Origin of the sequence: Mobilicoccus massiliensis, assembly GCF_000826525.2 — a bacterium.
GTDB lineage: Bacteria > Actinomycetota > Actinomycetes > Actinomycetales > Dermatophilaceae > Mobilicoccus > Mobilicoccus massiliensis.
Genome location: NZ_LN651326.1, coordinates 126,918 through 151,562 on the forward strand (window position 1 = coordinate 126,918; position 24,645 = coordinate 151,562).

24 protein-coding genes and 1 pseudogene are annotated in these 24,645 nt (G+C 70.7%); 12 read left to right on the forward strand and 13 right to left on the reverse strand.

What is annotated here, in order from left to right:
• Positions 1-65 precede the first annotated feature (65 nt).
• The 3 genes from BN1197_RS03245 to BN1197_RS17255 form a co-directional block, all read right to left on the reverse strand.
• Complete coding sequence (locus BN1197_RS03245) at positions 66-1,064, reverse strand: alpha/beta hydrolase (protein ID WP_052465933.1); 999 nt, start codon at positions 1,062-1,064, stop codon at positions 66-68.
• A 5-nt stretch (positions 1,065-1,069) separates the two neighbouring features.
• Positions 1,070-3,652 (reverse strand): AMP-binding protein, encoded by a 2,583-nt coding sequence (locus BN1197_RS03250; RefSeq protein ID WP_176489702.1) that lies wholly within the window; start codon positions 3,650-3,652, stop codon positions 1,070-1,072.
• Between the two features lie 244 nt (positions 3,653-3,896).
• Positions 3,897-4,070, reverse strand: a complete 174-nt coding sequence (locus BN1197_RS17255; protein WP_176489703.1) for a hypothetical protein — start codon at positions 4,068-4,070, stop codon at positions 3,897-3,899.
• Positions 4,071-4,360: 290 nt separating this feature from the next.
• Here BN1197_RS17255 and BN1197_RS03255 point away from each other — a divergent pair, with 290 nt between their 5' ends.
• The gene (locus BN1197_RS03255; protein ID WP_040156132.1) at positions 4,361-5,383 is read left to right on the forward strand and encodes a glutathione S-transferase family protein; all 1,023 of its coding nucleotides are present in this window, start codon (positions 4,361-4,363) and stop codon (positions 5,381-5,383) included.
• 165 nt (positions 5,384-5,548) lie between these two features.
• Here BN1197_RS03255 and BN1197_RS03260 read toward each other — a convergent pair whose 3' ends face one another.
• Positions 5,549-6,151 (reverse strand): DNA-3-methyladenine glycosylase I, encoded by a 603-nt coding sequence (locus BN1197_RS03260; RefSeq protein ID WP_040156539.1) that lies wholly within the window; start codon positions 6,149-6,151, stop codon positions 5,549-5,551.
• 96 nt (positions 6,152-6,247) lie between these two features.
• Positions 6,248-6,850, reverse strand: coding sequence for a C40 family peptidase (locus BN1197_RS03265; RefSeq protein WP_052465935.1), 603 nt, complete (start codon positions 6,848-6,850; stop codon positions 6,248-6,250).
• A gap of 544 nt (positions 6,851-7,394) precedes the next feature.
• Between BN1197_RS03265 and BN1197_RS03275 the strand changes: the two genes are divergently transcribed.
• On the forward strand, positions 7,395-8,654 hold the full coding sequence (locus BN1197_RS03275) for a threonine/serine exporter family protein (protein WP_040156134.1): 1,260 nt from the start codon (positions 7,395-7,397) through the stop codon (positions 8,652-8,654).
• Positions 8,655-8,749: 95 nt separating this feature from the next.
• A complete protein-coding gene (locus BN1197_RS03280) occupies positions 8,750-9,397 on the forward strand; it encodes an NUDIX hydrolase (protein WP_040156139.1) in 648 nt (215 codons plus the stop codon).
• A gap of 136 nt (positions 9,398-9,533) precedes the next feature.
• Here the strand turns inward: BN1197_RS03280 and BN1197_RS03285 are convergent, their stop codons facing one another.
• The 3 genes from BN1197_RS03285 to BN1197_RS03295 all read right to left on the reverse strand — a co-directional run bounded on the left by BN1197_RS03285 (position 9,534) and on the right by BN1197_RS03295 (position 12,089).
• Positions 9,534-9,908 carry a hypothetical protein gene (locus BN1197_RS03285; RefSeq protein WP_040156141.1) on the reverse strand — a complete coding sequence of 125 codons (375 nt, stop codon included), beginning with the start codon at positions 9,906-9,908 and terminating at the stop codon, positions 9,534-9,536.
• A gap of 70 nt (positions 9,909-9,978) precedes the next feature.
• Positions 9,979-11,343, reverse strand: coding sequence for an FtsX-like permease family protein (locus tag BN1197_RS03290; protein WP_040156145.1), 1,365 nt, complete (start codon positions 11,341-11,343; stop codon positions 9,979-9,981).
• The gene (locus tag BN1197_RS03295) at positions 11,340-12,089 is read right to left on the reverse strand and encodes an ABC transporter ATP-binding protein (protein ID WP_082043586.1); all 750 of its coding nucleotides are present in this window, start codon (positions 12,087-12,089) and stop codon (positions 11,340-11,342) included. Before BN1197_RS03295 ends, BN1197_RS03290 begins: the two co-directional genes overlap by 4 nt.
• 129 nt (positions 12,090-12,218) lie before the next feature.
• On the opposite strand from BN1197_RS03295, the gene BN1197_RS03300 reads away from it, so the two are divergent.
• Together BN1197_RS03300 and BN1197_RS03305 are read left to right on the forward strand one after the other, a co-directional pair.
• Positions 12,219-13,457: a sensor histidine kinase gene (locus tag BN1197_RS03300; protein ID WP_040156146.1), complete on the forward strand. Its 1,239-nt coding sequence runs from the start codon at positions 12,219-12,221 to the stop codon at positions 13,455-13,457.
• Positions 13,458-13,464: 7 nt separating this feature from the next.
• Complete coding sequence (locus BN1197_RS03305; RefSeq protein ID WP_040156148.1) at positions 13,465-14,136, forward strand: LuxR C-terminal-related transcriptional regulator; 672 nt, start codon at positions 13,465-13,467, stop codon at positions 14,134-14,136.
• Between the two features lie 172 nt (positions 14,137-14,308).
• Here BN1197_RS03305 and BN1197_RS17260 read toward each other — a convergent pair whose 3' ends face one another.
• Entirely contained in the window at positions 14,309-17,032 is a 2,724-nt protein-coding gene (locus tag BN1197_RS17260; RefSeq protein WP_040156149.1) for an ExeM/NucH family extracellular endonuclease, read from the reverse strand.
• A 255-nt stretch (positions 17,033-17,287) separates the two neighbouring features.
• On the opposite strand from BN1197_RS17260, the gene BN1197_RS03315 reads away from it, so the two are divergent.
• Together BN1197_RS03315 and BN1197_RS03320 are read left to right on the forward strand one after the other, a co-directional pair.
• On the forward strand, positions 17,288-18,463 hold the full coding sequence (locus BN1197_RS03315; protein ID WP_040156547.1) for a sensor histidine kinase: 1,176 nt from the start codon (positions 17,288-17,290) through the stop codon (positions 18,461-18,463).
• A 17-nt stretch (positions 18,464-18,480) separates the two neighbouring features.
• Positions 18,481-19,101 carry a response regulator gene (locus BN1197_RS03320; RefSeq protein WP_040156151.1) on the forward strand — a complete coding sequence of 207 codons (621 nt, stop codon included), beginning with the start codon at positions 18,481-18,483 and terminating at the stop codon, positions 19,099-19,101.
• 89 nt (positions 19,102-19,190) lie between these two features.
• Here BN1197_RS03320 and BN1197_RS03325 read toward each other — a convergent pair whose 3' ends face one another.
• The gene (locus BN1197_RS03325) at positions 19,191-19,547 is read right to left on the reverse strand and encodes a nuclear transport factor 2 family protein (protein ID WP_040156152.1); all 357 of its coding nucleotides are present in this window, start codon (positions 19,545-19,547) and stop codon (positions 19,191-19,193) included.
• Positions 19,548-19,618: 71 nt separating this feature from the next.
• On the opposite strand from BN1197_RS03325, the gene BN1197_RS03330 reads away from it, so the two are divergent.
• The 3 genes from BN1197_RS03330 to BN1197_RS03340 all read left to right on the forward strand — a co-directional run bounded on the left by BN1197_RS03330 (position 19,619) and on the right by BN1197_RS03340 (position 21,703).
• Positions 19,619-20,320, forward strand: a complete 702-nt coding sequence (locus BN1197_RS03330) for a helix-turn-helix transcriptional regulator (RefSeq protein ID WP_040156154.1) — start codon at positions 19,619-19,621, stop codon at positions 20,318-20,320.
• A gap of 301 nt (positions 20,321-20,621) precedes the next feature.
• The gene (locus tag BN1197_RS03335; RefSeq protein WP_040156157.1) at positions 20,622-21,119 is read left to right on the forward strand and encodes a helix-turn-helix domain-containing protein; all 498 of its coding nucleotides are present in this window, start codon (positions 20,622-20,624) and stop codon (positions 21,117-21,119) included.
• A gap of 8 nt (positions 21,120-21,127) precedes the next feature.
• The gene (locus tag BN1197_RS03340; protein WP_040156159.1) at positions 21,128-21,703 is read left to right on the forward strand and encodes a VapC50 family PIN domain-containing toxin; all 576 of its coding nucleotides are present in this window, start codon (positions 21,128-21,130) and stop codon (positions 21,701-21,703) included.
• Positions 21,704-21,713: 10 nt separating this feature from the next.
• Here the strand turns inward: BN1197_RS03340 and BN1197_RS03345 are convergent, their stop codons facing one another.
• From BN1197_RS03345 to BN1197_RS03355, 3 genes are all read right to left on the reverse strand, one after another.
• A complete protein-coding gene (locus BN1197_RS03345; protein ID WP_040156162.1) occupies positions 21,714-21,992 on the reverse strand; it encodes a hypothetical protein in 279 nt (92 codons plus the stop codon).
• 37 nt (positions 21,993-22,029) lie between these two features.
• On the reverse strand, positions 22,030-22,461 hold the full coding sequence (locus tag BN1197_RS03350) for a YybH family protein (protein ID WP_052465936.1): 432 nt from the start codon (positions 22,459-22,461) through the stop codon (positions 22,030-22,032).
• Between the two features lie 105 nt (positions 22,462-22,566).
• Positions 22,567-23,604, reverse strand: a complete 1,038-nt coding sequence (locus tag BN1197_RS03355) for an NAD(P)-dependent alcohol dehydrogenase (protein WP_040156164.1) — start codon at positions 23,602-23,604, stop codon at positions 22,567-22,569.
• On the opposite strand from BN1197_RS03355, the pseudogene BN1197_RS17980 reads away from it, so the two are divergent.
• Positions 23,603-24,007 (forward strand): annotated as a pseudogene (locus BN1197_RS17980) (hypothetical protein); the annotation flags it as partial. The gene BN1197_RS03355 and the pseudogene BN1197_RS17980 sit on opposite strands and share 2 nt — an antisense overlap.
• A 33-nt stretch (positions 24,008-24,040) precedes the next feature.
• Positions 24,041-24,619 carry an RCC1 domain-containing protein gene (locus BN1197_RS17645; protein ID WP_245851805.1) on the forward strand — a complete coding sequence of 193 codons (579 nt, stop codon included), beginning with the start codon at positions 24,041-24,043 and terminating at the stop codon, positions 24,617-24,619.
• Positions 24,620-24,645: the final 26 nt, after the last annotated feature.

The window sequence follows — 24,645 nt, forward strand, 5'->3', positions numbered from 1 at the left end:
TGGATCACGGCGAGGTTCCCTCTCGGCGAGTGAGTCCGGGCCTGCGTCGAGACGCGCTCTCGAGGTCAGCGCTCGACGGCGAGGTTCTCGTCGAGGAACGCGAGCACCTGCGCAGTGACGCGGGGAGTGGTGTGGAACGCGGGGCCGCCGTGCGGTGCGTCGAGGACGATGTACTCCGACCGGATGCCGAATCCGCGCAGCATCGCGAGCAACCGGGTCGACTGGCGGGGCGGCACGAGGCAGTCGCGGCTGCCGTGCAGGAGCAGTGTGGGCGGCGAGGTGACACCCACGTAGCTCACCGGGTTGGCGCGGCGTACGACGCGTCGCATGTGTGGCGACTCGGGGTCACCGCCGATGACCCGCCCCTCCGGGGAGGACGCGCCGTCCTCGCCGCGGGGGCAGCGGGCGGCGAGACGATCGGGTACGACACGAGAGAGGTCAGAGACGCCGTAGTAGCTGACCACCGCCGAGACGGCGCTGCTCACGCCGGTCTCGCCGAGGTCGCCCTCGAGGTGCGCACTCCGCAGCGGGCCGGTGAAGCCGACGAGATCGGCGAGGTGCCCGCCCGCGGATTCTCCGGCGACGGCGAAACGCGTGGGGTCGAGGTTGAACCGATCGGCGTGTGCGCGCAGGAACCGCACCCCGGCCTTGACGTCGTGCAACTGGGCGGGGAATCGCGCCACCTGGCTGAACCGGTACTCCACCGACGCGACGGCGTACCCGGCCTGCAACAGCAGATCGCGGAACGCCTCGGTGCGCTGGCCGCTGCCTCCGACGATGACCGATTTCGAGCCGTGCGACCACGACCCGCCGTGGATGAAGACGACGAGCGGTCGCGGCGTCTTGTAGCCGCCGGGCACGAAGAGGTCGAGCCGATGCGCGGGGTCGTTGTCGGCGACGTAGGGCAGGTCGATGCTCACCCGCGGCGGGCTGGAGGCGGCGACGCGGGCCGCGGCCGGCTCCGTCAGATCACGTGGCTGGGCGGAGACGAGCGTCGTCGCCAGCAGAGCCGTCGCGCCGAGGAGCCCGAGCACGACGACCCGTGCTCGTTGCAGCCGACCCATCGCTTTCAGGCTACCGTCCCGATGGCCCGCCCCAAGGCACCCGGCGGGAGGGCCGCCCCGCCGCCGGCGTCGGAGTTCTCCAGGCCCTCGAGCGCCGTCACGATGTGGCGGGCCACGCTCTCGGCGTACGGATCTCGCATCATCGTGATGTGGTCGCCCGTCGTGCTGACGCGTTCCCACTCCCCCGACAGGTGCGGCTCCCATGCCGATCGTGCCTGCTTGTCCTCGCTCTCGGCGACCACGACGAGGGTGCGTCCCGGATACGGCGACGGCCGGTACCACTTGGAGAGCACCCGGGACTGCTCGTGGAAGCGCCAGTACTGACCCAGGCCGGGCGTGGGCACGAGACCGGTGACGAGCAGACCGAGGACGTCGCGGGCCTTGCGCATCTTCGTGCGGTCGGCCGGCGCGTCCGGGATGAGCTCCGGGTTGGGCGGGAACGAGTCGAGCTCGAAGAGCATCTCGACCTCCTCGCCCGCGGCGCGCAGTTGCATCGCCATCTCGTAGGCGACGAGTCCTCCGAAGGAGTGCCCGCCGAGGAGGTAGGGCCCGTGCGGCTGGATCTTGCGCAGCTCCCGGACGTTGCGGCGAGCGGCGGCCGGGATCGACCAGTCGGGGATCGCCTTGCGCTCGAGGCCGTAGGAGTGGAACGAGTAGACGGGCAGGTCGCGCGGCAGGTGGCGCACGACGGGCACGAAACCGACCCCCAGGCCGCCGCCGCCGGCGACGAGGAACAGGGGTCGACGGTTGCCGTCGCCGGGCTGCAGCACGCTGACGATCTGCTGTCGTCGGTCCGGCCGGCGCTTGAGGCGCCCGGCGTACTCGGCGACGGTCGGTGCCTGCGCGAGCAGCGACGAGGTGACGTCGGCGGCGTCGATGCCGAGATCGGTGACGACCATCGCGGTGAGTTCCTCCGCCGCGAGCGAGTCACCGCCGAGGGCGAAGAAGTCGGCGTCGCGACCGACCTCCTCGAGGCCGAGCGCGCGGGCCCACACCTGCGCGACGAGGCGTTCCCACTCCGACCACACCGGCTCGCCGATGTCGGCCGGCGGCGGTGCGGGCAGTGCGGCACGGTCCAACTTGCCGCGGTCGGTCCGAGGAAGGGAGTCGAGGAACACGACCGCCTCGGGGACGAGATGGGAGGAGAGCCGCTCGCGCAACGTCGAACGAATCGCGGCCGCCGACGGGCGCTCCGAGCGCGAGACGACGTAGGAGACGAGTCGGTAGCGGTCCTGCGTCTCGGCCTTCACACCGACGGTCAGCGCCTCGACGACGTCGGGCAGCGCGAACAGTTCGGCGTCGACCTCGCCGGGCTCGACCATGTAACCGCGGATCTTCACCGAATGATCGCGTCGGCCGAGCAGCGTGAGACGGTGCTCGTCGAGCACTCCGACGTCGCTCGTGCGGTAGGTGCGGCGGCCGTCCGGCTCGGTCGAGAACGCGAGGGCCGTCGCCTCGGGGTTGTCGCGATAGCCGGAGGCGACGTGGTCGCGTGTGACGACGACGACGCCCGGCTCCCCCTCGGGCAGCGGCGCCCCGTCGTCGGCGAGGCAGCGGATCTCGGTGTCTCCCACCGGTCGTCCCACGGGCAGCGGGCCGGAGAGCGGCGGGTGGTCCGCGTCGATGACGTATTCGGCGATGAGGCCCGTCTCCGACGAGCCGTACCGGTTGCGCAGCAGGCAGGCGGGCGGCAGCAGCGGGCGGATCTGCTCGACGTCGCGTCCGTGCGCGGGCTCGCCCGCGATCGTCACCGTCGACAGCGTGGCGAGCTGCGCAGGCGTGGGGCCCGAGCCGACGAAGGCCCGCAGAATGGCGGGGCTCGTGTGCATGACCGTGGCCCCGACCTCGGCGATCCACGGCGCGAGCCCGGCGATGCCTCGGGTGCGGGTGTCGAACAGGCGCATCGTGGACCCCACGACGAGTCCGGCGACCGTGACCATGAGGCCGGCGTGGAACGCCATCGGCAGGGTGTGGGCGATGATGTCGTCGGCGTCGTAGCACCCGGTGGCGGCGGAGTTGCGCCAGGCGTCCGACACGAGCATGCGCGAGTCGTTGACGACGACCTTGGGCACACCCGTCGAGCCCGACGTGAACGCGAGCACGGTGGGGCCGGCCGGATCGACCGGGGTGTCCCACAGGCTGCTCGCGGGAGCAGGCGTCCAGGCATCGGGGCCGATCACGTCGCGCCCCAGCCCACGCGCGATCTCCGCGAGATCGGCGGAGGCGACCACGGCACCGGCGTCGACCCGATCACACATGTGATGGAGACGCGGCGTCGGCGTGCGATGGTCGAGAACGAGCAGCGGTCGCCCGGAGGCGATCACGGCGAGAATGGCGGCGACCGCGTCGACACGGTGAGCGAACAGCACCGCCACCGGCGAACCGGGTGCAGTGCGCGACACGACCCCCGCACGGATCGCAGCGGCCCGCTCGGCCAACTGCGCGTAGCTGAGCGTCGTCTCGCTGTCGATCACCGCCGGCTCGTCGGCCAGTGTTTCGAGTACGGTGGCGAAGCGTCCGAGCACCCCCTGTGCCGCGTCGGACGCGGTCAGCGACGCCAGCCGTACAGCTCTGCTGTCAATCGTCATGTGTGTACCCCCGGCGATCAAGGTAACGCTCAGATCGGCCTCATGACCACTGCTCAGAGACGCTTCAGGTCGTCCGTCCAGGTCACGTTCGCTCAACGGTCGACGAGGACCGTTGAGGCCCGTGGCGTTTCGGTGATCCGGCCTCGCATCCAAGCAGTACTCGTGCAGGCAGGCCCGTCCACTGCGACCGGACATCCGGGCAGCGGGCGGGCCGACCTGTTCGCACATCTCGCAACGCGTCGCGTCACCAGCCGTGGCGGCCGCCGGCGCGAGGCCCGTGGGACAGACCGCGGCGGACGCGCAGGCCCTCGTGGGCCCGCCGCCGGGTGTCGATCCTCGACGTGCTCGCCATGGTCGACGTCGCCCCCAAGGACGTCGACGCCGTGGTGCCGGTGCTGATGTTCGTCGTCGTGTTCATGTGTGATTCCCCCTTCTCTCCGCCCGACGTCCGTCCCCGCGGCGCCTGTCGGCGGTCGAAGCGATCCCCGTGATCGCTCGTACCCCGCTCATCGGCGGGACGGACGACCGTATGAGTCGTTCGTCCATGATCCGTTCGACATCGTGTTCAGGACGCGCGGCAGGTTGTTAACGAAGGCCCGCGACGAGGGAGAACCGGCAGGTCGGGCGCACTGAACGGCCCCTCGCCAGGAGGAACCGTCGAACCCCTGAGACGATCGACATCGGCAATCGTCACGAGGAGGCCCCGAGATGAGCGAGCACCAGGAAGCGAAGAACGCCTCGACCGAAGGCGAGTTCAAGCGCGACATGACCTACATCACCGACCGGATTCTCGACGAGCCGGACGCACGCTGGCCGGTCGAGCCCGGTCGCTACCGCCTCGTGGCCGCGCGCGCCTGCCCGTGGGCGCACCGCACGGTCATCGTGCGGCGACTGCTGGGTCTCGAGCCCGTGATCTCCCTCGGGCTCGCGGCCCCGACACACGACGTGCGCTCCTGGAACTTCGACCTCGACGAGGGCGGCCGCGATCCCGTTCTCGGCATCGAGCGGCTGCAGGAGGCCTACTTCGCCCGGTTCCCCGGTTACGAGCGGGGCATCACCGTGCCGGCGATCGTCGACGTGCCGAGTGGAGAGGTCGTCACCAACGACTTCGCCCAGATCACCCTCGACTTCTCCTCGCAGTGGCGGGAGTTCCAGCGCTCCGGGGCACCGGTGCTCTACCCCGAGGAGCTGCGGGGCGAGATCGACGAGATCAACAAGTGGGTGTTCACCGAGGTCAACAACGGCGTGTACCGGTGCGGGTTCGCAGCCGACCAGAAGCACTACGAGGAGGCCTACGAACGGCTGTGGACCGCCTTGGACCGGCTCGAGGACCGCCTCACCACCCGCCGCTTCCTCGTGGGCGACACCATCACCGAGGCCGACATCCGCCTCTTCACGACCCTCGTGCGGTTCGACCCCGTCTACCACGGCCACTTCAAGTGCAATCGCGAGAAGATCACCGAGATGCCGGCCCTGTGGGGTTATCTGCGCGATCTCTACCAGACCCCCGGATTCGGTGACACCACCGACTTCGTGCAGATCAAGCAGCACTACTACATGGTGCACACCGACGTGAACCCGACCGGTGTCGTGCCCGTGGGGCCCGAACTCTCGGGACTGGTGACCCCGCACTCTCGTGAGGCGCTCGGCGGCCGGCCCTTCGGTGACGGCACCCCGCCCGGGCCCGTCGCGGCGGGCGAGGAGGTTCCCGAGGGGCATCGCCCCGTCTGACCGGGGGCGCCTGCCGGCGTCGTCGAGAAGCTCACGCAACAAAGACCGGTCAGTCCCGACCGTCGTCGCTGCCCAGCCCGCGTCACTGCAGGTCAGAGGCCTGTGTGCTCACACGGCGCGATCGGTGACCGGTCTTTGTTGCGCGAGTTCTCGAAGGGCCTCGCTTCAGACCCAGACTCCGGAGGTTCCACGGCGGTGCGAGCCGACCAGATGGGTGTCGACGATGCCGACGGCCTCCATCAGCGCGTACATCGTGGTGGGGCCGACGTGGGCGAACCCGCGTTGCTTGAGGGCCTTGGCCAGCGCGACCGACTCCGGTGAGCTCGTGGGCACCTCGGCGAACGTTCGCGGCTCCGGGGTGCGATCGGGCCGAAAACTCCAGATGAACTCCGCGAGCCCGCCTTCCTCGCGCAGCGCGATGGTCGCGGCCGCGTTCCGGATCGTCGCCTCGATCTTGCGACGGTTGCGAATGATCGTGGGGTCGGAGAGCAGGCGCTCGACATCACCCTCGTCGAAGCGTGCGACCACGTCGGGGTCGAAGCCCGAGAACGCGGCCCGAAAGGCGTCCCGTCGCCGCAGGATCGTCACCCACGACAGGCCGGACTGGAACGCCTCGAGGCTGAGCCGCTCGAAGAGGCCGTGCTCGTCGCGGACGGGCATCCCCCACTCGACGTCGTAGTACTCGCGCAGCAGGGGATCGGTCGCGGCCCAGACCGGCCGCGCCAGACCGTCGGCTCCCACGACGAGTTCGCCGGCAGGCTCGGTCATCGGCACCTCGATCGCCACCCCTCGTCGACGGACGTCGGCACTCGGACATCATGCCTGCCCGAGTGCCGACCCATCACGCGAGGAGTGTCGAGCCGGTCAGCGCACCTTGCCGTAGCTCGCTCCGCGGTAGACCTTGGAGATCTGCACGGCCTTGCCCCGGCGCGGGGAGTGGATCATGCGGTTGTTGCCGACGTAGATGCCGACGTGGGAGGCGCGAGAGCCGCCGAAGAACACGAGGTCACCGGGTGCGGGACGCGACGTGCGCTTGGTCGCCCGGTACTGCTGAGCCGCCGTGCGGGGCAGGTTCTTACCGGCCTTCTTGTAGACGTACTTGGTGTACCCGGAGCAGTCGAAGCCGCGCGGAGTCGTGCCGCCCCAGCGGTAGTACGTGCCCTTCTGGGTCTTCGAGATGAGCACGGCACGCTTGGGCGCGGACATCCTCGCCCGCGCGGTGAGGCGGGAGAGGTGGGCTGCGTTGCGGTCCTTCTGCCGCCAGTTCACGCGGGTCGCCTGACGCGAGTACTTGTTCGCGTAGGAGACGGCGGCATAGCGGGCGGTGGCGAGAGAGGGCGCGGCCTGCCGGGAGGCCGTGGCCGCCGCGGTGGTGGTCGACATGGGCCGGGCCTGGGCCGGGGCGGCGGTGGCGAGTGCGGGCAGGGCGATGACGGCGGCGCTGGCCGCGACGAGGAGTCGCTTCATGGTGGTGGTGGTGTCCGGAGTCCGCCTGCGACACGTCACCTGTCGGGCTGGAGGTATCCGGTCCTCCGTGCTTGACGCACTGCGCCCCGAGCCGCATCACGCGGCGGAATCGGTGGGTTCCGCTCTCGCCCCCAGCCGTCCTTCCCTTCTGATCGGCGACCCCAGGGGTGGGCCGTCTGTCTTGCGGCACCTCGTGGGCGAGACTCGGCGCGAGGTGCCTGGTGATGACACCTGTTGTATTCGTTCGCATCTCGGATTCGTTACGGATTCATCACGATCGAGGCGTGGAAAAGGCGAAACAGCAGGCCACGCCGCCTCTCCCGTGTCTCACTTGACGAGACGAGAGCAACCGGCCGGTCGCGTGATCGCCCGTTCGTCAGGCGGATTCACGAGCCGGGCCACGCGGTCGTCCGGCGCCCGGACCCCGCGCGGCCGACACGTGGGCCGCTCGCCCGACCGATGGCGGTCGCGACGGAATCGTGCGCGACCATGAAGAGCATCACCGCCGCTGAGCCGGCGGCCGGCGACGACCAGGACGAGGGGCATGAGCACGACCGACGACAACACGCGCCGGCTTCTCGCCTACCTCGCGGCGGCCGCCGTCGCGGGCGGCCAGCCCGTGCACGAAGTCGAGAGCGACACCCGCCGGGTCGCGGCACGCCTGGGGCACCGAGACGTCCAGGTCGGGGCCACCCCGTCGGGCATCATCGTCTCCCTCGGGCAGGGGACGCCGGCCACGTACGAGTCGATCAACGGCTCCCTGCGCCTCGACCAGAGCGCCGACACCGCGGCCGTCCGCGCGGGGCTGCTCGACGGCTCCGTGCGCCCCGACGAGGCCCTGGCCCGGCTCTCCCACCTGCGGGCGACGCCCCACCGCTATCCACGCGGCGGCCTCGAGGGCGGCATGTTGTGCGTCGCCACCGGCATCGCGTTGATCCTGCAGCCGTTGTGGCCGAGCGTGCTCTTCGCCGCGCTCGCCGGCCAGGTGACGGCCGCGTTCATCCGGTTCTCGGGCAAATGGCGGTCGCTCGCGACGCTCACGCCCTTCCTCGCGGCGTTCGTCATCGCGCTCGCCGCGTTCGCCGCCGCCCAAGCCGGTCTCATCGAGGGTCCGCTGCGCAGCCTGCTTCCGCCGATCGCGGTCCTGTTGCCGGGCGCACTCGTCGTCACGGGGGTCTCCGAGCTCGCCGCCGGTCAGATGACCGCCGGCACCTCGCGGCTGGCGTTCGGCTCGGCACAACTGCTGCTGTTCGCGCTCGGCGTGGCGGGGGCGGCCTGGCTGCTGCGCGTGCCGTCCACGGCGTTGACCAGCGAGATCGTCAACGAGATCGGGCCGTGGAGCCCGTTCGTCGGGGTGCTGTTGCTCACGGCGGGGATCAGCCTCATGGAGTCGGTGCCGCCGCGGCTCGTGCCGTGGGTGGCGCTCATGCTCTCGCTGACCCTGTCGTTCCAGGTGTTCGGGCAGTCGGTGGTCGGGTCGCCGTGGTCCGGGGCCCTGCTCGGCGCGACCGCCGCGAGCCTCGGCGCCGCCCTCGTCGAGCTCTACCGCCCGCAGTTGCCGCGGCTCGTGATGTTCCTGCCGAGCTTCTGGCTGCTCGTACCCGGATCGCTCGGCGTCGTGTCGGTGACGCAACTCGGGCTGGAGCCGTCTCTCGCCGTCGACACCACCCTGCAGGCGGCGAGCATCGTCAGTGCGATCGCGCTCGGCCTGCTCATCGGCACCTCCGTGGCGCGGATGATCGGGCTCCTGCGCCAGCGCCGTCTCGACCTCATGCGACGCCACCGGGCCAGGCGTTCCCACTGAGCCCGCGGGAGGCCGGCGGAGTCCAGGTCGGCGCATCCGCAGGGCGAGGGGCGATCATGTGCTCGGACGGATCTCGCGATCGAAGGGAGAGCGGCATGGACACGCCACCGGAGTGGCTCGGCCGGGTGCGTCCGGCCCTGGACGCGGAGATCCCCGACTGGTTCGCCGAGTTCGTGCCGCCGCCGCGGCCGGCTCGTCGCTCGGCCGTGCTCATGACGTTCGCCGAGGGCGACCACGGCAGCGACGTCATCCTCACCGAGCGCGCGTCGACGCTGCGCTCGCACGCCGCGCAGGTGGCGTTTCCCGGCGGTCACGTCGACCCCGTCGACGACGGCCCGGTGGGAGCCGCCATCCGAGAGGCCGAGGAGGAGGTCGGTCTCGACCCGGCGTCGGTGCAGGTCATCGACGAGCTGCCGCCGCTGTACATGCATCCGTCGCAGAACGCGGTGACCCCGGTGCTCGCGTGGTGGCGTGAGCCGCACCCCATCGGCGTCGTCGACGAGGCCGAGGTCGCGCGGGTCGTGCGCGCCGACGTCGACCACCTGCTCGACCCGGCCAACCGCTTCACCGTGCGCCTCGACTCCTTCTCCGGGCCGGGTTTCGAGGTCGACGGCCTGTTCGTGTGGGGCTTCACGGCGATGCTGCTCAGCCACGTCTTCGACCTCGGCGGCCTCACCCGGCCGTGGAACGAGCATCGCGAACTCCCCCTCCCCCACCACCTACGTGCGACGTATCAGGACTGAGCTCGGGTACCACCGTCCGCCGCAGCGACATGGAAGACGGGATGGCAGCGAACCCGGGGTGATCACCCCCTCAACGCTGCCATCCCATCTTCCACGTCACGCTCCCGAACCTGGCGGGCCGGAATCCCGGCGTGGTTCAGTCGCGTAGGTGGACGCGGGTGCCACGGGGGACGGTGATGTCGTACGTCACCTCGCAGAGGCCGACGTAACCCTCGTCGCAGACCTGGCCGAGCTCGAGGGTGTCGTCGGTCAACGACCAGCGAGGCTCCGCCGGGGTCTTGCCGACCGCGGTGACCTGCCGCTCGACGCGAACGGACGTGACGTCGGCCTCGTGCACGCGGGCGTTCGCATGGTCCTTGACGACCGTGAGTTCGCCGCCGTCGTGGGCGAACTCCTGAGTCACGGCGGCAGCCGGTGTGTCACCGGCGTCCGCGGCACCGCAGCTCGAGGTGAGCACGAGAACGACGCCGATCCCGGCCACGAGCCGGTGTGCTGGTCCGATCGAGAACACGGTTCCTCCTTGATTCGGTGAGACAGCGATTCGGTGAGTCAGCGATTCGGTGGGTCAGCGATTCGGTGGGTCAGCCCCGGAGGGCATCGACGACGGACATCCGCCCGGCCCGATGCGCCGGGACGGCGACGGCCAGACAGGTGGTGAGCGCCGTGAGGGCGCAGGCGCCGGCGAAGAGCCCCCATGGCGCACGGGCCAGGGCCGTGATCAGCGGGATTCCGCTGGCGAGCCCGACGAAGGCGACGGTGGCGATCATGGTGCCAAGGCCGAAGAGGATCGCCGTCGTCGCGTAGATCAGGCCCTCGTAGAGGGTGGCGCGTGCGATCGTCGCGTCGTCCGCCCCGGCGACCACCGCGAGCGCCGCGTCCCGGCCTCGTTGCCGACCGGTCAGGGCGATGACGGCGACCCCTCCGGTCCACGCGATGAGCAGCACCCAACCGAGGCAGATGAGCATCTCGGTGAGCGTGACCTCGCCCTCACTGACGGCGTTGCCGCCCCCGGAGAGCACGCCGAGCATCGACAGGGTGAGCGCGAAGGGGAGCACCGTCGTGATGCTCCGCGCCGACCTCGCGCGGCAGGCCTCCCGCGCGAGGTGCCAGGCCGGGTCGAGGTCGGGGACGCGCGCCGTCCACGCGTGCATGAGCGGGCGCAGCGTCCAGCCTCCGACGAGCAGGGCCGCGGTGAGGAGCGACAGGGCCACGGCGAGGGCGGCTGCGCCCCGCGTCTCGGCGTCGCTCATGGCGATGTCGTCGGGCACCGTGAACATGCCGGGCGCGACCATCATCGCGAGCAGCATGATCGCGGAGACGGCCAGGAGGATCGCCATGGCCGCCTTGACCCACCCGACCCGGGCCTTCGGTGCCACCGACTCCCTCAACGCCGCCATCTCCGGCATCCGCGAGGCACGGCGAGCGCCTCCCCAGCCACCCCACACGCACGCGGCGACCCCGAGAAGGACCGCGGCGAGCGGGTGCCACCACTGCGGGCTCGGCAACAGGCCGGGGCGGGCGAGGCCGATCATCGACCACTGGTCGAGCGAGACGGCGGCGACGCCGAGGCTCAACGGGTATCCGACGAGGCCACCGAGGGCCCCGACGACCGCGAGCTCGCCGAGGACGACCCACCGGACATGGTGACGCGGAACTCCGAGGACGACCCAGAGGGCGTGTTCGCGCGATCGGGTCGAGAGCGCCAGTCCGGCGGTCGCGCCCACGACCCCGGCGGCCGAGCACAGGGTCCACGCGACGATGTTCGCCCCGAGAGCCTCCAGCCCCTCTCTGGCGTCCGGGGCGGGAGCGGTGGCGACGTGCGCGGTGGCCGTCGAGATCGAGGTCAACACTCCCGCCCCGCAGGCCGAGCCGACCACGACGACGAGGAACGTCCAGGCCCACAGACCGAGGCTCGCCCGCAGGTCGGCGCGGATGAGCGCGTTCATGCCGCCACCTCCTCCTGCCGAGCGCGCAGCACCGCAGCGGCGACGGCGGCCTCGTCACCGCCGGGCAGGACGTCGGCCACGCGTCCCGCGGACATGACGACGACGCGATCGGCACGAGCGGCCGCGCGTGGGTCGTGGGTGACCATGACGACGGTCGACCCCTGCCGCGGTAGTGCGGCGAGCCAGTCGAGCACGATGGCGCCGGCGCTGATGTCGAGGGCTCCGGTGGGCTCGTCGGCGAACACCACCTCCGGTGCGGTGGCGAGCACCCGGGCCACGGCGACCCGTTGACGTTCACCGCCGGAGAGCTCGTGAGGCCGCAGCCGCGCTCGGTCCGCGAGACCGACACGCTCGAGCGCCTCGGTGACGTGCGCGGCGGGCAACCGGCGCCCACCGAGCCGGGCGGGCAGCTCGACGTTGTCCCGAGCCGAGAGGGAGGAGACGAGGTTGTACTCCTGGAACACGAACCCGACGTGAGCGCACCGATGAGCACCGCGGCGGCGCGGCTTCATCGCGGTGATCTCCGCCCCCGCGAGCACGACCGATCCCGAGGTGGGTTCGTCGAGTCCGGCGGCGCAGTGCAGGAGCGTCGACTTGCCGGAGCCCGACGGTCCGACGACGGCGGTGAACGTCCCCGCCGGCACGTCGAGGTGGACGTGGTCGAGGGCGGTGACGGGCGGGAGTCCGTGAGGTTGAGGGTAGGTCTTCACGAGGTCGCGGATGAGGACGGCGCTGGTGGTCTGCATGCCTCCAGTCCAGTCGGCCGCGGCCGCACGCACACGGGTGCGCGCTTCCGAGCGGGGGTAGACCTGGCTCTACCCGCCCCGGGACCTGGATCCACGTCGGTCCGTCCGTCGCGGCTCTACCGTGGAGTCATGAGGACGCTCGACCCCACCCAACGTGCGACCCGGGTGGCACTCGAACTCCTCGCGGCGGTGCTGTGGCCGTTCCAGGTCGCGCTCGCCGTCATCCTGCCGTTGCTGCCCGTCACGGCGGCGATCGTCGCGGATCTCGAACGACTGCGGGCGAGTACGTGCGGCGAGGAGGTCCGCCCACATCACCTCGCGGCGGGATCGTGGCGGTCGTGGGTGTCGACGCGGATCCGGGGGCGCGGGGTGTGGCGGCACGACGTGCCCGTGCTCCTGGCCTCGCTCGTGCTCGGCCTGCTCGGCCTGGTCGTCGCGGTCCTCGGCGTCGTCCGCGGTGTCGTCCTCCTCGCCGCGCCGGTGCTGTGGGAGGTCTACGGCATCGGCGTCACCGTGGGTCCGTGGACGGTCGGCGGCCGCGTCGAGGCCTGGCTCGCAACGGTGCTCGGGATCGTCTTCCTCGTGCTCACGTGGTGGCTGCTGACGCTCGTCTCGTTCGCGCGTGACACCGCGCTGCGGCTGCTCGACGACGAGGACCGGCAACGGCTCGAGCACGAACTCGGCAGCGTGCGCACGAGCCGCGCGTCGATGCTCGAGGCGTTCGAATCGGAGCGGCGCCGCATCGAACGCGATCTGCACGACGGGGCGCAGCAGGATCTCACCGCCTTGTCGATCACGCTCGGGCTGCTCGAACACCACGCGGAGTCGCTGACCGACGGCGCACGGGTCGCCGAACTCGCCGCCCGGGCCCACGAGCAGGCCGACCGGGCGCTCGTGAGACTCCGGGAGACGGTCCACGGCATCCACCCCCGCGAGCTCACCGACCACGGGTTCGTCACGGCCCTCGACGAACTCGCCGACCGATCGCCTCTGACCGTGGTCCGCGACCACACCGGTGACGACGCCGGCCCGCCCTCCCCCGTCTCGGGCGCGTTGTACTTCGTCGTCGCCGAGGCGCTGACGAACGTCGTCCGGCACGCCGGTGTCGATCGGGCGCGGTTGCACACGGCGATCACCCCGCACCAGGTCCGGGTGGTCGTCGCCGACGACGGTTGTGGTGGAGCCGTGCTCGAGCCTGAGCCAGGACATGAGGGTGGGGCCGGTGTCGGGTCGGGCACGGGTCTCGCCGGTCTTCGGGAGCGGGTGCGGGCGCTCGGTGGCGAGTTGGTCGTGACGAGTCCACCCGGAGGGGGGACCACGGTGATGGCGGTCGCGCCGGTGCATCGGGACTGGTGGGCACGGTCATGATGGGAGCATGCGGATCTTCCTCGCCGAGGACGCGGCGCTCATCCGGGCCGGGCTGGTCGAAGTGCTCGCGTCAGCGGGCCACGAGATCACGGGGACGGCGGCGGACGCGGATGCGCTGCGCACGCTGATCGGGGTCGCCGGCCGCGACGGGACGTTGCCCGATCTGCTCGTCACCGACGTGCGGATGCCACCGGACGGCACCGACGACGGTCTGCGCGCCGCGATCGACCTCCGCCGCGAGCATCCCGGGCTGCCCGTCCTCGTGCTGTCGGCGTACGTGTCGGGGCCGTACGTGCGACGACTTCTCGACGACGCGGGATCGGGCGCCGGGCTCGGGTACCTCCTCAAGGAGCGAGTCGGGCGCGTCGCCGACTTCCTGCGCACGATCGACATGGTGGCCGGCGGAGGCGTCGTCGTCGATCCGGAGGTCGTCGCCCACGCCATGCGGTCGGGTCGCGACGGCCCCCTCGCCGACCTCACTCCCCGCGAGTCAGAGGTGCTCCGGCTCATGGCCGAGGGCCTGTCGAACACCCAGATCGCCGACCGTCTCGTCCTCTCGGCCGCGGCGGTCTCGAAACACGTCGCCAACGTCTTTCTCAAGCTCGACCTTCCGCCGGGTGAGGACAATCGCCGCGTCCGCGCCGTGCTCACCTGGCTCCGGGCGGCCGAGAAGGGGTGAGGGCTCGGGTGCGGGCCGCCTCCCATCCCCCGCCCCGGCAACTCCGATCAGCGCCTCAACCATCGAGATGGAAGATGGGATGGCAGCGAATCAGGGGTGATCACCCCACATCTGCTGCCATCCCATCTTCCACGTTGCCGGACTCATGAGGGCGAGGCCGACATGGAGCGGCTCACTGCGTCAGCGTGTTGTTGCCCCTGCCGCCGTCGAGCACGTCGGTCCCGGAGCCACCGACGAGGGTGTCGTCGCCGTTCTCGCCGGAGAGCTTGTCGTCGCCGCCGTCGCCGAACAGCCGGTCGTTGCCGTTGCCGCCCCGGATGACGTCGTTGCCGAGCCCGCCACAGATGAGGTCGTCACCGTTGGCACCACTGATCGTGTCGCCGCCCCACGAGCCGAGGATGACGTCGGGCTTGTTCGTGCCGGTGAGCACGTCGTTGCCGGGCGTACCCGTGATCGTCGGGGCCTTGCCACCGCACCGCTCGACCAGATCGATGCCGAGAACCATCGGGTTGTGGTCGCTCGAGCGGTAGGCGTACGGCGCGTACAGGCCCTCGTACGGCGCGTCGTACTGGTAGCCGTACGACTCCTCGGCGTTGATGTTCCACACGTCCATGCCGGTCACCTTGGCGGCGAGTTCCGGTGTGGCGAAGGCGTGGTCGAGCGAACCGCTCTCACCGTTGAAGACGTAGGAATAGTCGCCCTTGGCGTGCACCGCGCCGAGGTCGACGAGTCCGGCCGCGCGCAAGACGTCGAGCGGGTCCTCCTTGGTGTACGCGTTGTAGTCACCGACCGAGAGGACGTCCGGGTCACCGGTCTTCGCCTTCACGGTGCCGACGAACGCCGCGAGGCTCTTGGCCTGGGCAACGCGGTCGGCGTTCGAGTTGCCCTGGCCGTCACCGGAGTCGACGTTGCCGACGCCCGAGCCGGAGCCCTTCGACTTGAGGTGGTTGACGACGAACGAGAACTTCTCGCCGTTGACCTCGAACGCCTGGGCGATCGGCTCACGCGCGTTGTCCCAGGCGCCGTCCTCCGCGGGCTTCATCGGATCGCCGACGGCCTCGACGCGGTCGGTGCGGTAGACGATCGCGTTCGTGATGACGTCGCTGGTTTCGCACGCCTTGACGTAGGCCCACGTGCCGGCGCCGTCCTTGTCGTTCAGCGCGTTCGTCAGGGTGCGGACGGCCTTGTAGGGGTCGTCGGGGGTCGTCACGCAGGAGTTCTCGATCTCCTGCAGGCCGATGACGTCGGCCTTGAGACCTCGCAACGCGGAGACGATCTTCGTCTGCTGCTGCGCGAGCTCGGCGGGCGTCTTCGCGCCGCGGGCGTTCGGGCCGAAGGTGACGAAGTAGTTGAGCACGTTGGCGTCGGCGACTCGCAGATCTCCGCCGACGGGCTTCGGCGCCGCGGGCCGCGGGTTGGTCGCGGCGAACGTCGTGCCCTCGGCGGTGCCGTCGGCCGGCTCGAGGCGGTAGGAGTCGAAGGCGTACGCGAGCACCGACGGTTGCAGCGTCGCGACCGTGTCGCCGACGCGCACCGGATCGTCGACGGTGAGGTAGGGCGGCGCGGCCTTGGTAGTGGAGAGGTTCGTCGTGCGCCCGTCGTCGAGGACGATGCGCCGGGCGGCGTTGGAGGCCGCGACCGCCTTGGCGTCGGCGCCCGGCTCGGCCACCTCGGTCGGGCTGAGCAGGCGACCGTCGGCGAGCACGACCTCGCCGAACCGGTTGAGGTTGTAGACCTCGGTGACGGTGAGTCGGTCGACGGGCTTGACGTACATGCCCTCGAGCGCCTCGAGCTGCGCGGGGGTCGCGGGCAGGTCGAGCGGCGAGGGGTTGGGCAGCGCGGCCTTGCCGCAGACGTTCACGTCGCTGATGGCCTGGATCTGCGTCTGACCCTTGAACTCCGCGACGGAGCCCGTGAGCTGCACGACGTCACCCACCGCGACGTCCTTGCCGTTCGGCGCGTAGACGAACACGCCGTCGGAGGTGGCGGCGTTGCCGTCCCCCTTCGCGTCCTGAAGGAAGTAACCGTTGAAGCCGCCGACCTGCAGGTCACCGACGACGACGCCCCGGACGGTCACGGACTTCCCGACGAGCGGGGACGTCGCGCCGCTGCCCTGCACCTGCGGGATGGTGGTGGCCGGAGTCGTGTCGCACGTGGAGCCTGGCGGAGTCGTGGGAGTCGTGGGAGTGGGGGTGGGGCCGGTCGGCGTCGGGGTCGGGTCGGCCGGCCCGTCGTTGCGGCGACCGAACGTGTTCGCGGCGGGAGCCCTCCCCGCGCCGCCCCCCCTCCGCCTCGATTGCCCCGCCGCGGGAGTCGTGGGAGTGGGGGTGGGGCCGGTCGGCGTCGGGGTCGGGTCGGCCGGCCCGTCGTTGCGGCGACCGAACGTGTTCGCGGCGGGAGCCTTCCACGCGCCGCCGACCTTCTGCAGCGATTGCCCGGCCGCAGTCGAGGACGTCTCGGAGACCCCGATGTCGACACTGGTCATCCCGTTCGCCGGGCCGCCGACGGCCGTGAACACCCCCTCGTACGAGAGAAACTCGGCCACCGACCCGTCAGGACGCACGAGGGCGAGACCGTCGGGCGAGCCGTTCTGAACGCCGTCGGTGGGGTAGGTGAGCACGGAGACGCCATCGGAGTTCGCGGCCGGCAGGGCGCGCGTGCTGTAGGCCGCGCCGCCGCTGCCGTTGTAGAGCGCGACCTTCCAACCGGTGAGGTCGGCGCCGGGTGCGGCGGTCACCTCGATCGCCTCACCGGTATCGGCACCGGCGTTGTCGTAGTGGATCTCGGTGACGGCCGGGTCGCCGGGCGCCGCCGCGGCCACGAGGGGCAGGGCGAGCGCCGCGACGGCACTCATGGCGACGGTCACGGCCACGGATCGGCGGATGGGACGAGTCATGAGAGACCTCAAGGGGATTCGGCTGAACGGGGTGTCAGTGAACCTAGAGAGGGCGCGGCATCCGCTCCCCCAACGTCAGGCGATGGTCGCGCTAACAACGGGCCAAGAACCACTGTCGACGAACCATCCCTCGTGATCGGGTCGAGACAGAGGCCCGACATCGTCGACGAGAAGCGGCATCACCGCAGGACGCCCGCTCTCGTAGAACTTTCGATGGATGTACGTCGCCGACCTGCGCGATTACGCTCGGTGGACATGCTTCGACCTCATGCCCATTCGCCGCTCACGCCGGTGTTCACCGGTCTGCGATGGGGCCTGCACGGGCTGTTCGCGGGAATCCTCGTGCTCGTGCTCGCCCGCTCGGTCGTCGTCGGCGACGCGACCTCGGTGGTGGCACCGGCCGTCGCGCTCGCCGTCGTGTACACGCTCGGCGGGCTCGTCGTCCGCCGATGCGGCCTCGCGACCGGGGTGTGGCTCGCGGTGCTCGTCGTGCTGTGGCTGTGGCTGTGCGCCTTCCAGCCCGAGGGCGTCTACCTCGTGTTCCCGTTGTTCTTCCTCGTGCTGCACCTCGTGCGAGGCGTGGAAGGCCCGGTGCTCGTCGTCGGTCTGACAGCGGCCGCGGTCGCGGTGATCGGCCTGCATTCGGGGTGGAGTGTCGGTGGGGTCGTCGGCCCGGTCATCGGGGCGTGCGTCGCGCTGCTCATCGGCATCGGATACCGCGCGCTGGCGGCCGAGGCGACCGACCGGGAGCGGTTGCTCGACGAGCTCGTCACCACCCGTGACCGGCTCGTCGCCTCCGAACGCGAGTCGGCGACCCTCGACGAACGCGCCCGTCTCGCCCGCGACATCCACGACACGGTCGCGCAATCGCTCTCGAGCATCCAGATGCTGTTGCACGCCGCCGAACGCGCCGATCCCGACCGGCCGGGGGTCGAGCACATCCGTCTCGCGCGCGAGACGGCCGCGTCGAGCCTCGTGGACACCCGCGGCATCATCCGCGCTCTGGCACCTCCGGAGCTGTCGGGCGAGCACGGGCTCGCCGGAGCCCTCGAACGCGTCGCGGACACCGCCTGGCGGCCGGCGGGCCTCGACGTCCGCATCGTCGCGCCGGACGACCTCGACCTGCCCATGCCGATCGCCACGGCGTTCCTGCGGATCGCCCAGGGGGCGATGGCCAACGCCGTCCAGCACGCCGGCGCGCGGCACGCCTCGGTCGAGCTGAGCGACGACGACGGCGGATTCGGACTGCTGGTCACCGACGACGGCCAGGGCTTCGACCCCGCTGCCGTGACCTGGGCGGCCGCGGGATCGTCGGAGTCGTTCGGGCTGCAGGCGATTCGCGAGCGCGTCCGTGCGCTCGGCGGCACGCTGGACCTCGACACCGCGCCCGGGCGCGGGACTCGGCTGCGCGTCGAGGTGCCACACGCTTGAAGAAAGGAGCGCATGCCGTGATCCGAATCCTTGTCGCCGACGACCATCCCGTCGTCCGCGCCGGTCTCGTCGCGTTGCTGGACAGCGAGGACGATCTCACCGTCGTCGGGCAGGCCGCCACCGCCGACGCGGCCGTGGACGCCGCGGTCGAACTCGCACCGGACGTCGTTCTCATGGACCTGCAGTTCGGCGTGGGTCGCGGTGGCGCCGATGCGACGCGGGCGATCCGTTCCGCGGCAGGGGCGCCGCGCGTGCTGATCCTCACGAACTACGACACCGACGCCGACATCCTCGGCGCGGTCGAGGCGGGCGCGAGCGGTTACCTGCTCAAGGACGCCCCGCCCGAGGAGCTCATCGCCGCCGTCCGGGCCTCCGCCGCCGGCGAGAGCGCGCTCGCGCCCGCCGTCGCCACCCGCCTTCTCGACCGCATGGCGCATCCCCGTGTCGAACTCACGCCGCGGGAGACCGAGGTGCTCCAACTCGTCGCCGACGGATCGTCGAACGCGACCATCGCCCGGCGGCTCTACCTCACCGAGGCGACGGTGAAGTCGCACCTCGTGCGGATCTTCACCAAACTCGATGTCACCTCACGCACCCAGGCCGTCGCCGCCGCCCGCCGTTCCGGCGCCATCCGCTGACGAGGGGCTCCGGCACCGGGGCTTCGCGTGGACGGCACCGCGGCGCACGCAAGCCCGCGCCGCGCAGCGCGGGTCTCCGACGCGCCCGCTCAGCCTGCGGCGAGGATGCCGCGGGGGTCGAAGGTGACACGGATGTGGCGGATGAGGCCGTCGGCGCACTCGCACCAGTTGACGACGGGCGTGGGGTCGGCCTGGCCGACCCCGAGGTCGAACCACGTCATGACGTCGGTGTCGTCGGCGAGGCGGCGGCGCACGTTCAACTGCGTCGTCGCTCCGGCGAGGCCGGTGAGGCCTTCGAGGCAGGCGTCGCGTCCGGTGAGGTCGGCGAGGGGGCCGTCGAAGGTGACGTCGTCGGCGAGGTGCGGCGCGAGGTCGGTGAGGTCGCCGCGCTTCCAGCAGTCGAAGTAGAGACGTGCGAGCTGTTCCGGTGTCCTGTTCTCGGTCATGGCTCCACCGTGCGGCGGTCGCGCGACAGCGTTGTGTCGGTGTTTTCGTGGCGTTTTTCTAGGCTGGACGGATGAAGCGGAGCGAACGGCAGCACGCGCTCGTCGACCTGTTGCGGGCGAACGCCGAACACCCCGTGTCCGTCTCGCGACTGGCCGCCCGGTTCGAGGTGAGCACCCGCACGATCGAGCGTGACATCCGCGCTCTGCAGGAGGCGGGCGTGCCGATCTACGGGCGGGAGGGACGGGCCGGCGGTTACGCGATCGGCCGCGACTACTCCCTGCCGCCGCTGGGGCTCACCCTCGACGAGGCGATGGCGGTGCTCGGCGGGCTCACCGTGATGTCGGGCTCGCCGTTCGCGCCGCACGCCCGCACGGCCATGGACAAGGTCATCGCCGTGTTGCCCGCCGATCGCCGCGAGGCGAGTCGGGCGCTGGCGACGCGCGTCGCCTCCCTCGCTCCCGAGCAGCCGACGACCGACGAGGTCGCGGCCGTCGTGCGCGATGTCGTCGTCGAGCCGCGCGTGGTCGAGCTCGTCTACGTCTCCCCGGCCACGGGTGAGCGCACCGAGCGCGCCGTCGAACCCCTCGGTCTCATCGACGTGCGCGGCAACTGGATCCTCATCGGCTGGTGCCGCCTGCGCGGCGCCGTTCGCGGGTTCCGGACCGACGCGGTGGAGTCGATCCGCCGCACCGAGGAGGTCCCCCCGATCCGCGACTCCGATCCACTCGCCGACGATCTCTCGCGCTGGGAGTTCCTCACGTACGGCGGGTGATTCGCCGAGTCCGTTCTGCCGCCGACCTGAATGAGTGTGGTCAGCGCCGGGATTCGACGACGGTGGCGGCGTTGCCGCCCGAGCCGGCCGTCTGGGTGGGGCGTGAACTACGCCGTCGCTCGCTCTTCCCGACCGGGCGGGCCTCCGAGCAAGGGGTGGAATCCGGTGGCCGGGCCGCCTGACAGCGCCATCTCACGCATCCAGGCTGTCGCCGCCGTTCCGGAGCCAGCGACGGGGGCAGGAGGGGCCACCAACACCGGTAGCCATTTCGATTTTTTCGAAATGGTCGTACGATGCGCGCATGGGTGCTCTATCGAACGATCAGCGGACGGTGTTGCCCCCGAGCGACCTGGAGGCGTTCGGCGACCTTTCGGGCTTCCTCGATCAGGTCGCGGGCCCTGCGGCGATCGTCGGGCCGGACGGGCAAGCGGTCTCCCTGCCGAGCGAGGCGTTCCGTGTCCTCGTGGAGGTAGCGCACGCCATGAGGGCCGGTAAAGCCATCACGGTGGCACCGGTCGATCAACTCCTGACGACTCAGGAGGCCGCTGATTTCCTGGGCATCAGTCGCCCGACACTCGTGAGACTGCTCGAAAACGGCGAGATCCCCTTCGAACGACCTGGGGCGGGTCGTCACCGTCGCGTCCGGCTGGACGACGTGCTCACGTATCAGTCCGGTAAGCGGGCGCGACGCCGCACAGAACTCGACGGGCTGACGCGGGAGGCCGCCGACGCCGGACTCTATGAGGTCTCGGCGGCTGACTACGTTGCAGCGGCCAAGACCGCCCGGCGGCGCGCATAGGAGACGGAATGGCCCGGTTCTCCGTCTTCTTCGACGCTTGCGTACTTGTCCCGATCGCTCTGGCGGACACCCTTCTCCGCCTTGGTGAAGCCGATCTCTATCGGCCGCTGTGGAGCCGCCGCATCCTGGACGAGATGGTGTCGGCCGTGGAGAAGATCCACCCGGATCTCGCGGATGGCCGCGCCCGGCGACGGGCGGCCGTGATGGATGACGCATTCGACGACGCCGGCGTTGTCGGCTGGGAGCAGTGCCTCACGATTGTGGAACTTCCGGACCCGGGCGACCGACACGTTGTCGCGGCAGCAGTGGTGGGCCGGGCGGATCTGATCGTCACGGCCAACGTGAGGGACTTCCCACTCCACGCACTGGAGCCGTTCGGCTTGGAAGTACAACATCCCGATGTCTTCCTGCTGAATCAGCTCGACCTGGCCCCGAACAGGGTTATGCGCACCCTCGGACAGCAGGCTGCGGCAACCGGCCGCCCGACCTTGACGGTCGATTCCTTGTTGTCGCAGTTGGCTCGGTGTGGCGTACCAGAGTTTGCCGCGGTCGCGGCCCGGCAGAAGTGGCGCGTGGATGAGTAAGTCGAACTCTTCACCGGGATTCGACGATGGTGACGAGGTTGCCGTCGGAGTCGGCCACCTGGGTGAGGCGTGAGAGCACGCCGTCGATGACGTCTGCGAGGTCGATGTCGGCCTCGCGCAGGCGCTGGACGACGGCCCGCGACTCGTCACGATCGACGAACACCTCGTAGCGCAGCGTTCCCGTGTCCTGCGTCGCGACGATGTCCTGACACCGTCGCGCGAGGCGGGCGAACTCCGCGAACCGACCCTCGTGGAACGCGAAATGTGCGATGCCGAGCAGTCGAGTCACGACTCGGCTCCCTCCTGTGTCGCGTCCGTGTCGCGGATCAGGCCGGAGGCGGCAACGCGGCGCCGGTCTCGTCGTCCAGCGGGAACGACGTGTGTTCGTGGGCGAGCAGCCAGCGCTCACCCTCGCGTCGCCACGCCTGGGTGAGGCGAGTCGTGCAGGCGACCCGCTCGCCGTCCATGTCGGCCACGTAGTACACCAGCCCCTCGACGACGGCCAGGTCGCCGGCTGCCGTCACGCGCCGCGAGTCGAGACGGCACTCCCCCTGCCCGGAGAGGTTGCCGAGCCATTCACGCACTCTGGTGGCCCACGCGTTGCGCCCGTCGTACTCCCAGGCGCCGTTGGCGTCGAAGACGCGGATGTCGTCGGCGCACAACGCGAGAACGGCCTCGGCGTCGCAGTTGGCGATCGCCGTGCAATAACCGTCGACCGTGGTGTCGATGTCGATCGGGGCGTGCTCGCTGGTCGTCATCGGAGTCCTCCGAAGGTGTCGGTGCCAGATGTGAACACCGTACACATGACGCTGCGCGACGGGCAAGAGGACGGGCGCCGCCCGGATGCCTGCGACCCGCCGCCCTCAGAGGGTGGCGGTGTCGATGACGAACCGGTAGCGCACGTCGGAGCCGACGACGCGCTCGTAGGCCTCGTTGACCTGGTCGGCGGAGATGACCTCGACCTCGGCACCGATGCCGTGCTCACCGCAGAAGTCGAGCATCTCCTGGGTCTCGGCGATGGAGCCGATCATCGAGCCGGCGAGGGTCTTGCGGCCCGCGATGAGAGCGAACGGGGGCACCTCGAACGGCTTCTCCGGTGCGCCGACCTGCACGAGCGCTCCGTCGGTGGCGAGCAGCGAAAGGTACTGGGCCAGGTCGAGATTGGCCGAGACGGTGTTGATGATGAGGTCGAAGTGGCCGCGCAGGTCCTCGAAGGTCGCTTCGTCGGAGGTGGCGTAGTAGTGGTCGGCGCCGAGACGCTCGCCATCCTCCTTCTTCTTCAACGACTGCGACAGCACGCTGACCTCGGCGCCCATCGCGTGCGCGATCTTGACGGCCATGTGGCCGAGGCCTCCGAGACCGATGACGGCGACCTTCTTGCCGGGTCCGGCGTTCCAGTGCGCGAGCGGGGAGTACGTCGTGATGCCGGCGCAGAGTAGGGGCGCCGCCTCGTCGAGGCCGATGTTGTCGGGGACGTGGAGCACGTAGTTCTCGTCGACGACGATCTGCTCGCTGTAACCGCCGGCGGTGGGCTTGCCGTCGCGGCCGACGGCGTTGTACGTGCCTATGTTGCCCCGCAGGCAGTAGTTGTCGAGGCCGGCCTGGCAGTTCTCGCACTCGCGGCAGGAATCGACGAAGCACCCGACGCCGGCGTGGTCGCCGACCTCGAACTTCGTCACCTTGTCGCCGACCTCCTCGACGACGCCGGCGATCTCGTGCCCGACGACCATCGGATAGTTGATCTCGCCCCACTCGGCGCGGACGGTGTGGATGTCGGAGTGGCAGATCCCGGCGAACTTGATGGCGATCCGCACCTCGTGCTCGCCGACGTCCCGACGCTCGATCGTCGTCGGCTCGAGCGGCCGATCGGGCGCAACCGCGGCAATGGCCTTGACCTGCATGGCTTCTCTCCTGTGCTCGAGGTCCGGAACGACGTCACGCTACGCCCGCGCACTCCGCCGGAGCACGTCGAGAATCGCTCTCGACTCCGTCGAACACGGTGGGCGGCCGTCCGGCCGTCGCCCTCCGGGACGAGAGGCCGGGCGCCAGACTGACACCGTGTCAACTTCACCTCGCCCCTTGCCCAGTGTCATCGCTGCCGGGTGTCGCCACTCCGTCGCGCGTCGCAGTGATGGCACCGTGGTCGCAGTCGGCCGCGGAAGCGCGGGCGAGTGCGACACCGAGAAATGGCGAGATGTCATCGCGGTCGCCGCCGGCAACGTGCACGCCTTCTCCAACACCGGCCGGTCGCACACGGTGGGACTCCGCGCGGGCGGCACCGTCGTCGCAACGGGATGGAACGGTCACGGGCAATGCGACGTCACGATGTGGACGCGCGTGAAGGCCGTCTCGGCCGGATGGCGCTTCACGCTCGGCGTCCTTGCCGATGGGTCCGTGGTTGCGACGGGGCGCGCCGCGGAGGGGCAGATCGCGGTGGGCGGCTGGCCGCAGATCGTGCAGGTCGCCTGCGGGGACTGGCACAGCGTGGGCCTCACCGCCGCCGGCACCGTGGTCGGCGCCGGAATCAACCGCGCGGGCCAACTCCGCGTTCAGACGTGGCGAGACGTGACCGCGGTCGCTGCCGGGTATCTGCACTCGCTCGGTCTCACCGCCACCGGGAGAGTTTTGGCTGCGGGACTCCCCGCTGACGTCGCGTGCCACGTACAGGGGTGGGAGGGGATCGCGCAGATCGCGGCCGGAAGTCATCACAGCGTGGACCTCACCCGGTCCGGGCACGTGCAGGCCGCCGGTGACAACGGCCACGGCCAGTGCGAGGTCGCCCACTGGCGCGACATCGTTGCCGTCGCCGCCGGTGCGCGACACACGCTCGGGCTACGCGCCGATGGAACCGTCCTCGCTGCGGGCAGCAATGAGTTCGGTCAATGCGACGTCGGCGACTGGGGCGATATCGGTTGACGGCAACGCGCTCGTGGATCTCAGTG

What these genes read in the sequence shown, in the direction of transcription:
- BN1197_RS17260 (WP_040156149.1), bottom strand. Translation starts at nt 17,032, where the DNA reads ATGACTCGTCCCATCCGCCGATCCGTGGCCGTGACCGTCGCCATGAGT.
- BN1197_RS03275 (WP_040156134.1), top strand. Translation starts at nt 7,395, where the DNA reads ATGAGCACGACCGACGACAACACGCGCCGGCTTCTCGCCTACCTCGCG.
- BN1197_RS17255 (WP_176489703.1), bottom strand. Translation starts at nt 4,070, where the DNA reads ATGAACACGACGACGAACATCAGCACCGGCACCACGGCGTCGACGTCC.
- BN1197_RS03265 (WP_052465935.1), bottom strand. Translation starts at nt 6,850, where the DNA reads ATGAAGCGACTCCTCGTCGCGGCCAGCGCCGCCGTCATCGCCCTGCCC.
- BN1197_RS03305 (WP_040156148.1), top strand. Translation starts at nt 13,465, where the DNA reads ATGCGGATCTTCCTCGCCGAGGACGCGGCGCTCATCCGGGCCGGGCTG.
- BN1197_RS03315 (WP_040156547.1), top strand. Translation starts at nt 17,288, where the DNA reads ATGCTTCGACCTCATGCCCATTCGCCGCTCACGCCGGTGTTCACCGGT.
- BN1197_RS03355 (WP_040156164.1), bottom strand. Translation starts at nt 23,604, where the DNA reads ATGCAGGTCAAGGCCATTGCCGCGGTTGCGCCCGATCGGCCGCTCGAG.
- BN1197_RS03255 (WP_040156132.1), top strand. Translation starts at nt 4,361, where the DNA reads ATGAGCGAGCACCAGGAAGCGAAGAACGCCTCGACCGAAGGCGAGTTC.
- BN1197_RS03250 (WP_176489702.1), bottom strand. Translation starts at nt 3,652, where the DNA reads ATGACGATTGACAGCAGAGCTGTACGGCTGGCGTCGCTGACCGCGTCC.
- BN1197_RS03330 (WP_040156154.1), top strand. Translation starts at nt 19,619, where the DNA reads ATGAAGCGGAGCGAACGGCAGCACGCGCTCGTCGACCTGTTGCGGGCG.
- BN1197_RS03335 (WP_040156157.1), top strand. Translation starts at nt 20,622, where the DNA reads ATGGGTGCTCTATCGAACGATCAGCGGACGGTGTTGCCCCCGAGCGAC.
- BN1197_RS03290 (WP_040156145.1), bottom strand. Translation starts at nt 11,343, where the DNA reads ATGAACGCGCTCATCCGCGCCGACCTGCGGGCGAGCCTCGGTCTGTGG.
- BN1197_RS03350 (WP_052465936.1), bottom strand. Translation starts at nt 22,461, where the DNA reads ATGACGACCAGCGAGCACGCCCCGATCGACATCGACACCACGGTCGAC.
- BN1197_RS03295 (WP_082043586.1), bottom strand. Translation starts at nt 12,089, where the DNA reads ATGCAGACCACCAGCGCCGTCCTCATCCGCGACCTCGTGAAGACCTAC.
- BN1197_RS03340 (WP_040156159.1), top strand. Translation starts at nt 21,128, where the DNA reads ATGGCCCGGTTCTCCGTCTTCTTCGACGCTTGCGTACTTGTCCCGATC.
- BN1197_RS03325 (WP_040156152.1), bottom strand. Translation starts at nt 19,547, where the DNA reads ATGACCGAGAACAGGACACCGGAACAGCTCGCACGTCTCTACTTCGAC.
- BN1197_RS03245 (WP_052465933.1), bottom strand. Translation starts at nt 1,064, where the DNA reads ATGGGTCGGCTGCAACGAGCACGGGTCGTCGTGCTCGGGCTCCTCGGC.
- BN1197_RS03300 (WP_040156146.1), top strand. Translation starts at nt 12,219, where the DNA reads ATGAGGACGCTCGACCCCACCCAACGTGCGACCCGGGTGGCACTCGAA.
- BN1197_RS03280 (WP_040156139.1), top strand. Translation starts at nt 8,750, where the DNA reads ATGGACACGCCACCGGAGTGGCTCGGCCGGGTGCGTCCGGCCCTGGAC.
- BN1197_RS03260 (WP_040156539.1), bottom strand. Translation starts at nt 6,151, where the DNA reads ATGACCGAGCCTGCCGGCGAACTCGTCGTGGGAGCCGACGGTCTGGCG.